Annotated in this window: 11 protein-coding genes; 5 read left to right on the top strand and 6 right to left on the bottom strand. The window is 43.1% G+C overall.

The window, feature by feature from the left end:
* Positions 1-289: 289 nt before the first annotated feature.
* Both BM156_RS06540 and BM156_RS06535 read right to left on the bottom strand, forming a co-directional pair.
* Positions 290-1,519: an LL-diaminopimelate aminotransferase gene (locus tag BM156_RS06540; RefSeq protein ID WP_093919033.1), complete on the bottom strand. Its 1,230-nt coding sequence runs from the start codon at positions 1,517-1,519 to the stop codon at positions 290-292.
* A 154-nt stretch (positions 1,520-1,673) separates the two neighbouring features.
* A complete protein-coding gene (locus tag BM156_RS06535; protein ID WP_093919032.1) occupies positions 1,674-2,453 on the bottom strand; it encodes an EFR1 family ferrodoxin in 780 nt (259 codons plus the stop codon).
* A 1,784-nt stretch (positions 2,454-4,237) separates the two neighbouring features.
* Between BM156_RS06535 and dapF the strand changes: the two genes are divergently transcribed.
* The 4 genes from dapF to BM156_RS06510 all read left to right on the top strand — a co-directional run bounded on the left by dapF (position 4,238) and on the right by BM156_RS06510 (position 8,538).
* Positions 4,238-5,098, top strand: a complete 861-nt coding sequence (dapF, locus tag BM156_RS06525) for a diaminopimelate epimerase (protein ID WP_093919030.1) — start codon at positions 4,238-4,240, stop codon at positions 5,096-5,098.
* 388 nt (positions 5,099-5,486) lie between these two features.
* On the top strand, positions 5,487-6,749 hold the full coding sequence (locus tag BM156_RS06520; protein WP_093919029.1) for a diaminopimelate decarboxylase: 1,263 nt from the start codon (positions 5,487-5,489) through the stop codon (positions 6,747-6,749).
* Positions 6,750-6,854: 105 nt separating this feature from the next.
* The gene (locus tag BM156_RS06515) at positions 6,855-7,982 is read left to right on the top strand and encodes a glycosyltransferase family 4 protein (protein WP_093919028.1); all 1,128 of its coding nucleotides are present in this window, start codon (positions 6,855-6,857) and stop codon (positions 7,980-7,982) included.
* On the top strand, positions 7,975-8,538 hold the full coding sequence (locus BM156_RS06510; protein WP_093919027.1) for an L-threonylcarbamoyladenylate synthase: 564 nt from the start codon (positions 7,975-7,977) through the stop codon (positions 8,536-8,538). The genes BM156_RS06515 and BM156_RS06510 overlap by 8 nt, the downstream gene beginning before the upstream one ends.
* Before the next feature lie 157 nt (positions 8,539-8,695).
* Here BM156_RS06510 and lpdA read toward each other — a convergent pair whose 3' ends face one another.
* The 4 genes from lpdA to BM156_RS06490 all read right to left on the bottom strand — a co-directional run bounded on the left by lpdA (position 8,696) and on the right by BM156_RS06490 (position 13,654).
* Entirely contained in the window at positions 8,696-10,087 is a 1,392-nt protein-coding gene (gene lpdA, locus BM156_RS06505; RefSeq protein WP_093919026.1) for a dihydrolipoyl dehydrogenase, read from the bottom strand.
* Between the two features lie 152 nt (positions 10,088-10,239).
* Complete coding sequence (locus tag BM156_RS06500; protein ID WP_093919025.1) at positions 10,240-11,337, bottom strand: TlpA disulfide reductase family protein; 1,098 nt, start codon at positions 11,335-11,337, stop codon at positions 10,240-10,242.
* The gene (gene meaB, locus BM156_RS06495; RefSeq protein ID WP_093919024.1) at positions 11,334-12,464 is read right to left on the bottom strand and encodes a methylmalonyl Co-A mutase-associated GTPase MeaB; all 1,131 of its coding nucleotides are present in this window, start codon (positions 12,462-12,464) and stop codon (positions 11,334-11,336) included. The genes BM156_RS06500 and meaB overlap by 4 nt, the downstream gene beginning before the upstream one ends.
* 101 nt (positions 12,465-12,565) lie before the next feature.
* Positions 12,566-13,654, bottom strand: coding sequence for a DUF1573 domain-containing protein (locus BM156_RS06490; protein ID WP_093919023.1), 1,089 nt, complete (start codon positions 13,652-13,654; stop codon positions 12,566-12,568).
* Positions 13,655-13,861: 207 nt separating this feature from the next.
* On the opposite strand from BM156_RS06490, the gene BM156_RS06485 reads away from it, so the two are divergent.
* A complete protein-coding gene (locus BM156_RS06485) occupies positions 13,862-15,226 on the top strand; it encodes a sensor histidine kinase (RefSeq protein ID WP_093919022.1) in 1,365 nt (454 codons plus the stop codon).
* Positions 15,227-15,228 lie beyond the last annotated feature (2 nt).

Raw genomic sequence — 15,228 nt, 5'->3', positions numbered from 1 at the left:
TTTCTTACAACACCGTCCATCAATCTTCGCTGTCAAAGCCTTGGAGTTAACAAAAATAGCATTTATACGCTTTCTGGCCTTCGCTGTAAACAAAGCTTAAAAGCTTTTAACATTCTTTATCTCTTTTAGCAACAGCCAACACCCCACCTCTGTTTAAGCCAAGCTGCCATGACTCTTCGCCCCATGCTCTCTGCTCTCTGCCCTTTGCTCTCTCGGGAACAAAAAGCCCCGATAAGAAACTTACCGGGGCTTGCTGTTTTATTTTAAGTCAGCATCAAACAACTGCTGCTTAGCTCAAGTTTTTGATGCGCTCCATTGCTTCCAAGACATTGTCACGGCCTGCGAAAGCTGAAAAGCGGAAGTATCCTTCTCCCGCTGGTCCAAAGCCAGAACCAGGAGTACCCACTACGTTTGCTTCGTTCAACACTTTGTCGAAGAAATCCCAAGAGCTCATTCCGCCTTTGGTTTTCACCCATACGTAAGGAGCGTTTACACCGCCATACACCGTGTAACCAATTTCTTTCAATGCTTCGCGCATGATACGAGCGTTTTCCAAGTAGTAAGCAATCACTTCTTCTACTTCTTTCTTGCCTTCTGGCGTGTAAACCGCTGCTGCTGCTTTTTGCACTGGGTACGATACGCCATTGAACTTGGTTGAATGACGGCGTAACCACAATTTTTTCACTGAGTGAGCATTGCCTTCGCTGTCGTAAGCTTTCACTTCTTCAGGAATAACCGTAAATGCACAACGTGTTCCGGTAAATCCAGCTGTTTTTGAGAAACTGCGGAATTCGATGGCCACATCTTTCGCTCCTTCAATTTCGTAAATCGAACGAGGAATAGCCGGATCGGTAATAAATGCTTCGTAAGCCGCGTCGAACAAGATGATGCATTTGTTTTCGCGTGCATAGTTCACCCACTTGGTCAACTCTTCTTTGCTGGCCACGGTTCCCGTTGGGTTGTTCGGGTAGCAAAGGAAAATCAGGTCAGGACGCTCAGTAGGCAACTCAGGGGTAAAGCCATTCTCTTCGGTACAAGGCATGTAAATCACTCCTTCGTAGTAACCATTGGCCTGGCAAGTTCCTGTTTTTCCAGACATCACCGTAGTGTCGGCATATACTGGGTAAACCGGGTCGCAAATGGCAATTTTATTGTCGGCGCCAAAAATTTCCTGAATATTTCCGGTATCACATTTCGAGCCGTCTGACACGATAATATCATCAGCCGGAATATCGATGCCGTTGGCCTGATAAGCATTTTCGGCGATTGCCTTACGCAGGAATTCGTAACCTTGCTCTGGTCCATAGCCTTTAAATGTAGCAGCGGTACCTTGCTCATCAACGCCTTCATGAAATGCTTTTAGCACGGTAGGAACCAACGGTTGGGTCACATCGCCAATGCCCATGCGGATAATCTTCTTATCGGGGTTGGCTGCCGCAAATTCGCTCACGCGTCGTCCAATCTCGGGGAATAAGTATCCCGCTTGCAATTTCAGATAATGCTCATTAATCAATGCCATATCAATTCTTTAGTTTTTATAGTTATTTTCTTTAAAATTGTTCAAATTCAGGCGCACAAAGGTACAAAATTGACTGTTCATAGCCTAAATGCCTGTTCGGATTTTACGATTTGGTAATGCTCCCAACCGCCCAGCAACAAGTTTTGTTCACTGTCTACAAAAAGGTCTCCGGTTCTTTCCTGATAGCACTGAAATGATCGACCAGGTAGTGGGTGATTCCTACAATCCGCTCATGCTGAAACGACTTGGCATCAAGCGGGCAGCGTTTAACGCAGCTGCAGCAGCGAATACAGGACGAAGCATCCACCTGGCGGCAGTCGTTAAAGTCAATGGCTTCGGTAGGGCAATGCTCGGCACATAAGCCACAATTGGTGCACAATGCATTGGTTTCGGGAGCCATTGGCGGCATCGCGACCAATTCCTTGTAAGGGTAATTTCCCTTTACTTCGAGCAAATGCCCATGCTCATTAGCAGCCAACTTCTGCCTGATTTCTTCGCCAAAGGCCCGTGCCGTTTCCAGGTCATCTGCATCGGGGCGAGCGGTAGCCACCTTCGAAGAGTAGGAATGCTCTCCAACAAATGCTCCGGCAGCAATTCCCCGAAAGCCATTGGTTTCAAACAGGTCTTTCAGTTCCAGCAAGGCATCGTCGTAATCGCGGTTGCCATACACCACCACCAAAACCACCGGCGTATCCTGCCCCTGCAACTGCTGAAAGTAATTACTCAGCAACACCGGCACTCGCCCGGCATAAACCGGAACGCCAACGACCACCACATCCTGATCGGTAAACCGATGGGACTGCTGACGGTCTTTCAATAAGGTTAAGTCTAACTCGCGATCCACCTCACCCATGCCTGAAGCAATGGCCCGAACAATTTTCCGACTTGTTCCTGTCGCGCTAAAGTATAGTACATGTAATTTTGTTGTGCTCATCTGGTCCTCCTACAATCTTGCAAAACTAAGCGTTTTGGGGAAGAAATTAGACAGACCTGATAAATCATTAATTCCTACCCCTCCTAAGAAAACAACATATACTACTGAATAACCAAAACGTTTTTTTTTCGAAGGAATTCCTCCCAAATTGCTTGGTAACAACATCTACTCGCTCGGTAAGCTTGCCAACCTGATTGGTACGAGTGTCTACCTCCTTTTTGAGGGCATCGACCACTCTGGTAAACACATTTACTTCTCTGGTAAGCACATTTACCTCTCTGGTAGACTCATTTACCTGTCTGGTAAGGTCATTAACCTCTCTGGTAAGCACATTTACCAAATTATGTTGCCTGAAAGAGCTGAAAATGATTAAACCAAGTAAGTCAAGCTCTTTACCAACAAGGAATTTGAGGACATAAGAGGCTGATCTGGGCTGATAGTTTAGCCCTGTTGGGGCAATAATTGGGCTGCAGAGGGCTTAGAGCAGAGGGCTAAGAGCGAAGAGCAGAGAGGAAAAAAGGAAAACGGAGACTGGAAACGGGATGGGCAGATCGCTTCTCAAATAAAACCGGAGCAACTCACTGGCAGATCCTGAAACAAGTTCAGGAAGACGCTAAACTCAATGAAGACACGGATTCGAATTATCGATGAAAGGATTGACCTACGAGGGTTTTGATCCCGAAAACAAGGGAAGGAATTCGCGTAGGCAATCGCTAAGAAAAACCTGTTTGACGACCAGCGGGAGGAGTTGTTTTTCGGGGAGTGACTGATCCGTGGTTTTCATTCAAAAGCATCGTCAGTCTTGATCTTTTCGTTCTTTTGGATCAAGCCAAAAGGACAAGATTTTTTGCAGGAAAAGAACAAAGGGGAAACCGGAAAAAGGGGATCGGAAAACGGATCAGATCGTCAGATCGCGTTTCAAATAAAATTAGAGCAAAAGCTCTGACAGATCCTGAAACAAGTTCAGGAAGACGCTAAACTCAATGAAGACACGAATTCAAATTATCGATGAAAGGATTGACCTACGAGGGTTTTGATCCTGAAAACAAGAGAAGGAATTCGCGTAGGCACTCGCTAAGAAAAACCTGTTTGACGACCAACGGGAGGAGTTGGTTTTCGGGGAGTGACTGATCCGTGGTTTTCATTCAAAAGCATCGTCAGTCTTGATCTTTTCGTTCTTTTGGATCAAGCCAAAAGGACAAATTGGTTTAATGCGAGCGGAGATGTTAGGAAGGAATGGAACCTCACACTGATAAAGGAAAGCGAACCACCTCGACATCAGCAAGCTGATGCCACTCCTCCTTGCTAAAAAGGAGGAGAAAAGATAGTATTTGCAGGCTTTTTCGTAAGCTAACTGCTATGAGAAGAGAGCGAGGCAAAGCCTGCGAAGCGGGCTTGGGGAGAGTTGTCGACAATAACTCTGATTACAACTCTGCGCCAGCGAAAGAGGATAAAAAACACGATACCGCATTCGTCGCATGCTTGCCTTCTAACTTCTTTCAATTTGGTAGCTGCGCCGATCATCTATTACTGACCGAAACCCCAAGGCGTTGCCTTAGGCTGATGTTTAAGCCCCGTTGGGGCAGAGAGCAAAGAGAATAAAAGGGAAACGAAGACCAGAAACAGGATGGAGAGATCGCTTCTCGTTGCTCGCGATGACGATAAGCTCGGAACTGGCACTCCTTATTCCGCCATGGAAGAATATTTCATGAAAAGGCTGTTGTGAAAAATAAACAGATCAAAAAACAGTTCTTACTTTTGCTGAAACATTCAACTCACATACCATGAAAAACTTTTTTGTAAAGACACACGGGTTAGGAAACGACTATATCGTCATGAATAGCAAGGACATTAGCTTTGAAATGAATGAAAAAAACATTCAAACGGTTTGCGATGTCCACTATGGCATTGGTTCCGATGGCATTTTGCTGCTGGTTGACAGCGACAAAGCTGACTTTGGCCTGCGCATCCTCAATCCTGATGGCTCGGAAGCCGAAAAAAGTGGTAACGGACTACGGATTTTTGCTAAATATTTGTATGACTACGGATTCACCAAAAGCAAATCGTTCAGCATCGACACGCTGGGCGGGCTTGTTTATGCCGAAGTGATTGAAACGGAGAACGACAAAGCACGCCTAATTAAGGTCGATATGGGAAAAGCCATTTTTGAATCGGCCAAAGTTCCGGTTATCAGCGAACAGGTCGAGTGCCTCGATGAAGAGCTGCAACTGAAAGACCGCAGCTACCAAATTAACTGCGTATCGGTGGGCAATCCCCATTGCATTATTTTGAAAGACGAACTGGACGATGAGGAGATTCTGAAATATGGCTCAGAGATTGAAAATCATCCCAAATTTCCGAACCGCATTAACCTGCAGTTTGCCAAAGTGCTTTCGCGCAACGAAGTAGAGATCCGCATTTGGGAGCGTGGCGCCGGCTACACCCTGGCTTCCGGAAGCTCGTCGAGTGCCGTAGCCGCCGTGATGGTTAAAAAAGGGCTGACCGACCGTAAGCTAACTCTAAAAATGCCTGGCGGACAATTGAAGCTGGAAATTGCTGAAGACTGGGAAATTCAAATGACCGGCGAAGTTCGTGAAATTGCCTCAGGCTACCTCAGCCCCGAGTTATTGCAAGACTTAAGCTAAGCGCATACCAATAGGCATTCCACAAAAAAAATGAAAACGACCGAAGGATATTAACAAATTGTTGATAACTATCATTGCTGAGTTTTAGACTTCAAGTCATCAAGCTTATTTAAAGCACTTTCGTGCCTGTTTCTCGTTTCAAAATGATAAAGAACAAAAGACCATTGGCAACAATCCATCCCGGACTGTTCTCAATGGTTTTCTTTTGCTCAACAAATTCACAACCGAAAGCAAACAGGCTTCACAATTTTCAATTTCCAAGGATTATTTGGGATTTATCAGCAAAATTGACATCAACTGTTCGTTAATTGGAAGCTTACTAAGCAGATTTATTCTAAATAATTCTGGCAAAGTGCTATCTTTGTTTTTCCATAAAACAGAATAATCTATGCGGGAGAAAAAATTACCTTTTGACAAAGAAAAATTAGAACAGATTACTGAAAAACACCCTACGCCATTTCATATTTACGATGAAAAAGGGATGCTCGATTATGCCAAAAAGTTTACCGATGCTTTTTCGTGGAACGAAGGTTTTAAAGAGTACTATGCCATTAAGGCTGCTCCAAACCCCTTCCTCATGAAACTGCTTCGCAAACAAGGCTTCGGCATCGACTGTAGCTCAATGGCTGAGTTGTTGCTAGCTGAAAAGCTGGGCATGCGCGGGGAGGAAATCATGTTCACCTCAAACGATACTCCGGCTTACGAATTCCAAAAAGCAAAAGAGCTGGGAGCCATCATCAATCTGGATGACATCAAGCACATTGAATATCTTGAAAAACATGCCGGACTTCCTGAGCTTGTTAGCTTCCGTTACAACCCGGGAACCTTGAAAGGTGGAAACATCATCATTGGCAATCCCGAAGATTCAAAATACGGATTCACCCGGGAACAATTGTTTGAAGGCTATAAAATACTGAAAGAAAAAGGCGTTAAGCGCTTTGGAATCCATACCATGGTAGCCTCCAACGAACTGGACGCTGACTACTTTATTGAAACAGCTGAGATCATTTTTGATGTCATTGTTGATATTGCCAAAGAACTGGATATCCGCTTTGAATTTGCCAACCTAGGTGGTGGCATTGGCATCCCCTACAAAAGCGAGCACAAGCCAGTTGATCTGGATCGTGTTAGCGCAGGAATCAAAGCTTTATACGAAAAGCTAATCGTTGGCAACGGCCTTGATCCGCTAAAAATATTCTTTGAATCGGGACGCGCCATTACTGGCCCATTCGGTTTTCTGGTATCCAGAGTATTGCACATCAAAGAAACCTATAAGAAATATGCAGGGCTTGACTCATGCATGGCCAACCTGATGCGTCCGGCGTTGTACGGAGCTTATCATCATGTTACCGTGATGGGAAAAGAGGGCAATCCCCACAAGCATCTGTACGATGTAACCGGATCGCTTTGCGAAAACAACGATAAATTTGCCATCAACCGTTTGTTGCCGGAAATTGAACCTGAAGACTTGGTTGTCATTCACGACACCGGAGCACACGGTCATTCCATGGGCTTCAACTACAATGGTAAATTGCGTTCGGCCGAACTTTTACTTCGCGAGAATGGCGATGTTGTGGAAATCAGACGTGCTGAAACCATGGATGACTTGTTTGCAACACTCGACTTTGATGCAGCCAACCAATTTGAATAGACAAATCAATACACGATAATTATCAAGCCGAAAATGACTTCATTTTCGGCTTTTTATTAACAAAAGGTGTGCACTTGGTTAATTCTGATTTTGTAATTTTAGGGAATGAACAAACACTTAAAAATTGGTTTCGATGCCAAACGCGCTTTCCTGAATAAATCGGGGCTTGGCAATTACAGTCGAAATACGATTCAGTCGCTCTCCAGTTTTTATGCTGACAACCAATACTATTTATTTACACCAAAGCAAAATCCTGAGCGCTTTCAGTCACCACAAAACTCGGTTATTGTTATGCCCAACAACTTCTGGTGGCGTGCTTTAAAACCTTTTTGGCGCACTTATCGCATCTCGGATTTAGCGCAGCAAGCTCAGCTGGATTTGTACCATGGCTTAAGCCACGAGCTACCGATTGGCATTGAGAAATCGGGCATCAAAAGTATCGTCACCATACACGATCTCATTTTTATGCGTTTCCCCGAGCTTTATAAACCTGCTGACCGGAAGATCTACTTGCGGAAAGTACAGCATGCCTGTCACGCATCGGACAAGATCATTGCCATCAGCAAGCAAACCAAGCATGACTTGGTGGATTATTTTGACCTTCCTTCCAAAAAGATCAAAGTGATTTACCAAAGCATCAACCCCTTGTTTTTTCAGCAAGGGAGCGAGGAAGCCCGCCAGCAGGTTCGCGAAAAGTACCAGCTGCCCAGCAAGTTTTTGCTGACTGTTGGGACCATCGAAGCTCGAAAAAACCTCTTTTGTATTTTGAAGGCCATGGAGCAACTCCCCGGAGATACTCCCTTGGTCATCGTGGGGCAAAAAACAAGCTACCTCGACAGCCTTCAGCCCTTAGTTGAAAAGCTGAACAAGCGACTGATCTTCCTGCACCAAATCAATGATCAGGAGTTGAGCCTGCTGTACCAACTTGCCAGTGTGATGATCTACCCTTCGGTGTTTGAAGGTTTTGGCTTACCAGTGGCTGAGGCACAAGCCTCAGGATGCCCGGTAATTACCTCCAGTGTAAGCAGCCTACCCGAAGCAGGTGGCGAGGGAGCCCACTACATCAAGCCCCCCAACTACAACGAGCTAAGCGCTGGGATTAAGCAAATACTGAATGACGAAGATTACCGGAACCAACTTATTGAAAAGGGATTTCAAAATGCGCAACGCTTCACCCCCGAAGCCTACGCCACCCAACTCATGAAATTATATCAAAAAGTATATCATGCATAACGACATTAAAAAGGCACTTGAAGTGCTGCAACAAGGCGGAATCATTCTTTACCCGACTGATACCATTTGGGGAATTGGCTGCGATGCCACCAATGAAGAAGCTGTTCGCCGCATCTATCAGCTCAAAAAACGGGAAGACTCCAAAAGCATGCTCGTTCTCCTTGAAAACATCAATGCGCTGGAACGGTACGTGGAGGAAGTCCCCGAAATTGCTTACGATTTAATTGAAGTGACCGAAAAGCCAATGACCATTATCTACTCGGGTGCTAAAAATTTAGCCAAAAACCTGGTTGCAGAAGATGGAAGTATTGGAATTCGGTTGACCAGCGAGGCTTTTACTCAACAGCTGATTCAACGTTTCAAAAAGCCACTCGTGAGCACCTCTGCTAATATCAGCGGAGAGCCTTCCCCTGCCTTTTTCGATGAAATCAGTTCGGAAATTATCGATGCTGTTGACTATGTAGTTGAGTACCGGCAGGATGACCACAGCCCTAAAAGTCCATCAAGCATTATTAAATTAGGAACAGGTGGAGAAATTCAGGTATTAAGACAATAACTTAATTTTTAAGACCTTATCGAAATAAGTTACGATAGCCTCCTTCAATCGGAAAACGACTGAAGGATAAAAAACAAAAAAACCGTTCCGAAATTTCGGAACGGTTTTTTGATTTATCTCAACTCGTTACTGAAGTATCTATTCAGTAGGCATTTTATTACAAGTGGATTACCTCATCGTAAGCCGCAGCCGCTGCTTCCATGATTGCTTCGCTCATTGTTGGGTGAGGGTGAATGGTCTTAATCAGTTCGTGTCCTGTGATTTCCAATTTCTTGGCAACCACCATTTCTGCGATCATCTCAGTCACGTTACCACCAATCATGTGGGCACCCAATAACTCACCATATTTGGCATCAAAAATAAGTTTCACAAAACCTTCAGGCTGTCCGGCAGCTTTGGCTTTACCACTAGCTGTGTAAGGAAATTTACCAACCTTAATTTCATAACCAGCTTCTTTGGCTTTCTTCTCGGTCAGCCCCACTGATGAAACTTCCGGACTGGTATACGTACATCCCGGGATATTACCATAATCAACCGGATCAGGATTTTGTCCTGCAATTTTCTCAACGCAGGTAATTCCCTCAGCCGAAGCAACGTGTGCTAAAGCTGGTCCGTGAACAATATCGCCGATAGCATAAACGCCCTCAACATTGGTACGGTAAAAGTCATCGACTTTTACTTTGCCATTTTCCACCTCAACACCAAGCTCTTCAAGCCCGATATTTTCGATGTTTGGAGCAATACCAACAGCCGACAGCACCACTTCTGCTTCGATAGTCTCTTCACCTTTTTTGGTTTTCACCTGCACCTTGCAAGTTTTTCCTTTGGTATCCACCGACTCCACTGAAGCATTGGTCATCACCTTCATTTTCGCTTTCTTAAATGAACGCTCCAATGTTTTGGCTACTTCTTCATCCTCGTTTGGCACTACAGTTGGCATGTACTCCACCAAAGTTACTGCAGTTCCAATGTTGTGGTAAAAGTTGGCAAACTCGCTACCAATGGCACCAGAACCAACAACAACCATTGATTTAGGCTGCTTCGGTAAAGTCATCGCTTCGCGATAGCCAATAATTTTCTTTCCATCCTGTGGCAAGTTAGGCAACTGACGTGAACGTGCTCCTGTAGCCAAAATAATGTGTTTGGCCGAGTAGCTTTTTTTCTCGCCTTTGTCGTCTTCCACTTCAACTGTTCCTTTTGCTTTTAGGCGGCCGTAACCGTTGATTGCTTCAATTTTATTCTTTTTGAACAAGAACTGAATTCCCTGGCTCATTCCACCGGCAACATCGCGGCTTCGCTTAACCATGGCTTCAAAATCGGCTTTTACTTCTCCGGAAATACTCACACCATAATCAGCAGCATGCTTCGCATACTCAAGAGCCTGAGCACTTTTCAATAAGGATTTGGTTGGAATGCATCCCCAGTTCAGGCAGACTCCTCCAATATTTTCTTTTTCAACAACTCCAACTTTAAAACCCAATTGAGCAGCCCGAATAGCAGCTACATAGCCACCAGGACCACTACCTATTACTATTACATCGTAACTCATAATGATTGATTAACTGAATTTGATTTGTCGATTTTACAAACAGCTTAAAAGCTAAAAAGTTTTCAAAACAGTTTTCTCCTGCATGTCATTTCTGAACGGACACGACAGGCGATAAAAAAACCGGCTGCTTTGCCGGTTTTCATATGCGGTAATTAATTTAATAACTCTTCTAATTTCTTGTGCAGATCTTCGCCTCGAAGGTTCTTGGCAATGATTTTACCATCCTTATCTAACAATACCGAGTGAGGGATCGCGCTGACACCGTACAGCTGAGCCACTTCATTTTGCCAGTATTTCAGATCTGACACATGAGTCCAAGTCAACTGATCTTCCTCAATTCCTTTCAACCAGGCACTCTTGTCACGATCTAAAGAAACTCCCAAAATATCAAAGCCTTTGTCTTTGTACTTTTGGTATGCTTCAACCACATTCGGGTTTTCACGACGACATGGTCCACACCACGATGCCCAAAAGTCAATCAACAAATATTTTCCTTTAAAAGAAGAAAGACTGACTGGAGTACCATCAACATCATTCATGGTAAACTCTGGTGCCTGAACACCAACAGCCGTGCGCCCTTTCGTTTCAATAATTTTTGTTAATTCCTTCATATAAAGAGACTCTGACAATTCTGCCGGAAACAAGTCATACAATTCTTTTAGATCGACATATTGCAATTGTTGTGAAAGCTGAGTCAACAAAATAAAAGGAGCAACAACAGAGGTATTATTTTCTCGCACAAAATTCTTGGCAAATACAGCCATGTTATCATTGGTTGCTTTAGCGTCGAATTCGATACGCTTAACCTCATCTTCATTACCTGATGCCCGTGCTGCAGCATATTGTTGCTGATACTCCTGCATCTTTTCATTCATTACCTGCACTTCATCCAGGTATTTATTAAACACATCGTTTGAAGGAGAACCGGTAATTTCCGTATTTTGAAGGCTGTCAATATTTGCTGTTACCTCAATTTTATCATTTTCGAGGAAGAACCGACCGAAGTAATCCTGAGCATTCAATCTCAAATAATATAATTCTGGTACTGCAATACTGCCCTCGAAGCTAAATTCACCGTTGACCAAATCTGTTGTATCTGTTGTTACTGGTCGTCCGTTTTCGGTTTTCACCAAATAAACGATACCTGAATCCAGTCCGGCAACCGTTCCACTTACCTTGTACTGGGTTGAGTTACTCTGGCAGGCAGCAAAAAACAGCACGACAAGAGTTAACAAGCTTAAATTTCTCATTTGTTATTTTTTTGTGATTGATAATAAAAATCCAATAATTCGCGGGCAGCAACAAAAGAACTCATTTCTTCGCCCAACACCTTTTGCTCAAACCCTTTGGTCATCGTTTTAAGCGCATCGTTCTGATAAAAATCTGACTTCAAACGATCGTTAATGGTCTCATACATCCAGAACTTAGACTGCTCGTTTCGCTTGTGCTGAAAATAACCATTTTTTTTCACTAAGTCGACATAGCCTTGAATGGTGTCCCAAATTTTATCGATGCCAATATGATGGAATGCAGAACAAGTCAAAACCTTTGGATTCCAGCCAGAGTCGGTTGGCGGAAACAGGTGTAAGGCATTTTTATATTGAACGCGTGCCATCTCGGCCTTCTCAATATTATTGCCATCTGCCTTATTGATGGTGATGGCATCAGCCATTTCCATAATTCCCCGCTTAATTCCCTGCAGCTCGTCACCAGCACCGGCCAACATCAAAAGTAAGAAAAAGTCAACCATGGAATGCACCATTGTTTCACTTTGCCCAACTCCCACCGTTTCAATAAAAATGGTATCAAAACCGGCTGCTTCACACAACACAATGGTTTCGCGGGTTTTCCGGGCTACGCCTCCCAAAGAACCAGCTGATGGCGAAGGCCGAATGTAAGCATTCGGATCAGACGACAACTCTTCCATCCGGGTTTTATCTCCCAAAATACTTCCTTTGGACCGTTCACTACTGGGGTCAATCGCCAAGACAGCTAACTTGCCTCCGCGCTTGGTGATGTATTTTCCCATCGACTCGATGAAGGTACTTTTTCCAACTCCCGGCACTCCAGTAATCCCGATCCGTAGCGACTTGCCACTATACGGCAAACATTTGGTGATAATTTCCTGCGCTATTTCCTGGTGCTCTTTTTTGGCACTTTCGACTAAAGTTACCGCTTGGCTCAGGGTGGTAATGTTTCCGTTTAGAATTCCCTCAACATAAGCATCGGGAGTCAGCAACTTTTTTCGCTTGTTTTTTAAAAAACGCTTGATTGAATCTTCATTAAATGTATTGGGTTGCGCTACCCCTTCATTTACATTCAATCCTTTATATTGATCGTCGTTCTCAACGTGTTTATGACTCTTATCTCCTATCATTTCGAAAAATTTTGTACGAAGTTAAAGTTTCGTTGAATAACTAAAAAATAAGCCGCTCCAAAAAACATGAAGCGGCTTCAAATTCATTTGAATATTTGTTGTTATCCGGCGCTTTTAATATTAGTTGAAACCCGCAAAATTGTTGTTGGATTTTTCGGGTCATTCGTAATCACTGTTATCGATTTGTTCTGCCGCCCGCGTTTTCCACGCGAGTTAAACTTCACTTTCAACGGCACACTTTCATTAGCTGAAATAATTTTTTTCTCAGGCGTAACCGCTGTACATCCACAAGATGTTTTTACCCGACGAATAATCAAATCGCGTTTCCCGCTATTTTTGATGGTAAATGTATGCTCCACTTCGTCTCCTTGGTTGATATCGCCAAAGTCGTAGGCCTTCTCGTCAAACGAAACAACCGGAGCACTAGCCAACTCCTCGGGAGTCAATGCTGAAAAATCCTCTTCAATGGTCGCCGAAATTCCAATTGAATTACGGTAGTTCGACTCTCCGTTCAGCGTTAGGTAGATTCGATGCATCATAAATCCATAAGAATTTATTTTTCCGGCATCGTAGGTTACAATAATCTTTCCTTTTCCTTTCGCAGGAATTGTTGCGGGTTCTGCTTTCACGGTCAAATGTCCCGGAGGTGTTTTAAAATCAACCTTAACCGACTCGCCTGAATCATTAATCACTTCCAGCTCTTCAGTTTTAACATCATTTTCAGCGATCTTAACAAATGAAAGATGGTTCGTTTTTGCACGCAACGGTCCAATTTCACGAGGGTATTTCTCAGCCAAAGTCTTTTCGCGTTGCTCTACAACTCCTTTAATACGTAAAACAACGGTTGTATTTTCAGCATTAGATGTTACTGTTACTGTTTTATTGAATGGTCCTGGCCGGTTACGAGGGTTGTAACTTACTTTAATAAATCCACTTTGTCCCGGTGCGACAGGCTCTTTCGTCCATTGTGGTGTAGTACAGCCACAAGCAGCGCGCACGTTATTTAAAATTAATGGCGAAGCGCCATTGTTTGTAAATTTAAAGCTGTAAGACTGAGAGCCTTGCTCTTCCTTGAAAGTCCCAAAATCATGCTCAAGGCTTTCAAAATCAATTTTTGCTTTTACTGTTTGTCCGATGCTATAGTTAAAGGCAACAGCCACTAAAATCAGTAAAACATAGAATTTTCTCATGACAAGATGAAGTTTATAAAAATTTGATTTGTTTAATCAAAGATAAGATTTCAATAATGAAATCACTAAGTAAAAACAAAACTATAAAAGCTTGATTTCCGTTGATGTTAATGCATCACTAACTTTTGTTAATGAGTTGTTAACAAAACGCAGCATTCCAAAAGAATCAGTAGTTTCGTGGTTGCCAAGCACGTAAGGATTTTAAACATGGGACGGAACACAATAAGATACGTGATCATTCTAGCGACCTTCTCGGTCTTAGGAATCATTTTAATTCAATTTTTCTTTCTTAAAAATACGGTTGATCTCAATGAAAAAAAGTTTCATGAATCAACCACGCAAGCACTAAATGCGGTTGCTTACCGGCTTGCTTTGTACAACCAGAACCTTCCTGGTAAAAATTCAAAAAGCGATCTCCCCAATGCGGTTGATCAAATTTCGAATAACTATTATGTGGTCAATGTAAACGAAGACATTCACCCGGATTTACTCGAACATTTTTTAATTAAAGAGTTCAAAAATCACAACCTGAAAATTGACTTCGAATTTGCAATTTACGATTGTGAAAGTGATGGCATGATGCACGGGAAGTATGTCACTGAAATAAATGACACCATAAGAAGTACTTCCCTGGTTAGCAAGCAATCTGACGAGTGCACAACAGAAGAGGCACTTTTTGAAAAACACTACAAAACATCAACCAAAGCCAAACACTGTGGTTTACCAGTGTGCGAAAAGTATACTTACTATTTCGGGGTTTCCTTTCCCAACCGTTCCAAATATTACAGCAGCCAAGTACACGCCTGGTATGTGGTCAATGGATTTTTGTTGATTGTCATTTTATTTTTTGGCTACACTTTGTACGTTATTTTTAAGCAACGACGGTTGAGTGAAATTCAAAAGAACTTTATCAACAACCTGACCCACGAATTCAAAACCCCCATCGCTTCCATTGACTTATCGTCCAAAGTCATTCAGGATCCAGCCATTATTAAACACCCAAAACGCTTGCAAAAGTATGTCACCATCATTGGAGAGCAAACCCAAAGGCTGTCCCTTCAAGTTGATAAAGTGCTGCAAATGGCCAGTATCGAAAAACAACAATTGCAGCTCGATTACCAGGATATTGAACTCAATCATTTCATCCAGAAAAGCATTGAAGATTTCAAGACCAGTCAAAACGGGCATGCCTACGACATTGATTTTGAAAGCACGGTAAAAGCTTGGAATTTAAAGGCGGACACCCTGCATTTCTCAAATGTTATTTTTAACATTCTGGACAATGCCTTTAAATATTGTGATGAAAATCCACACGTTCAGATCAAGCTATCTGAAACAAAAAAAGAGCTTCAAATTAGTTTTGCAGACAATGGCATTGGAATCCCGAAGGAGTTTCACAAAAAAGTGTTTAGCCGCTTTTTCCGGGTTCCTACCGGCGATATCCACAATGTCAAAGGTTTTGGACTGGGGCTCGATTACGTTCGTAAGATTATTGAGCGCCACCACTGGAAAATTGAAGTTGCTGATAATTCCCCAAAAGGAAGTATATTTACGATAACAATTCCCAAATAACT

Source organism: Sunxiuqinia elliptica, assembly GCF_900113005.1.
Lineage (GTDB): Bacteria > Bacteroidota > Bacteroidia > Bacteroidales > Prolixibacteraceae > Sunxiuqinia > Sunxiuqinia elliptica.
The sequence above is the reverse complement of the archived record's forward strand: the minus strand, read 5'-3'. Positions and strand labels throughout refer to the sequence as shown.

Bases quoted from the DNA above. Each gene is read 5' to 3' on its own strand.
- BM156_RS06490 (WP_093919023.1), bottom strand. From the start codon at position 13,654: ATGAGAAAATTCTATGTTTTACTGATTTTAGTGGCTGTTGCCTTTAAC.
- BM156_RS06485 (WP_093919022.1), top strand. From the start codon at position 13,862: ATGGGACGGAACACAATAAGATACGTGATCATTCTAGCGACCTTCTCG.
- BM156_RS06510 (WP_093919027.1), top strand. From the start codon at position 7,975: ATGCATAACGACATTAAAAAGGCACTTGAAGTGCTGCAACAAGGCGGA.
- BM156_RS06500 (WP_093919025.1), bottom strand. From the start codon at position 11,337: ATGAGAAATTTAAGCTTGTTAACTCTTGTCGTGCTGTTTTTTGCTGCC.
- lpdA (WP_093919026.1), bottom strand. From the start codon at position 10,087: ATGAGTTACGATGTAATAGTAATAGGTAGTGGTCCTGGTGGCTATGTA.
- BM156_RS06520 (WP_093919029.1), top strand. From the start codon at position 5,487: ATGCGGGAGAAAAAATTACCTTTTGACAAAGAAAAATTAGAACAGATT.
- BM156_RS06535 (WP_093919032.1), bottom strand. From the start codon at position 2,453: ATGAGCACAACAAAATTACATGTACTATACTTTAGCGCGACAGGAACA.
- dapF (WP_093919030.1), top strand. From the start codon at position 4,238: ATGAAAAACTTTTTTGTAAAGACACACGGGTTAGGAAACGACTATATC.
- meaB (WP_093919024.1), bottom strand. From the start codon at position 12,464: ATGATAGGAGATAAGAGTCATAAACACGTTGAGAACGACGATCAATAT.
- BM156_RS06515 (WP_093919028.1), top strand. From the start codon at position 6,855: ATGAACAAACACTTAAAAATTGGTTTCGATGCCAAACGCGCTTTCCTG.
- BM156_RS06540 (WP_093919033.1), bottom strand. From the start codon at position 1,519: ATGGCATTGATTAATGAGCATTATCTGAAATTGCAAGCGGGATACTTA.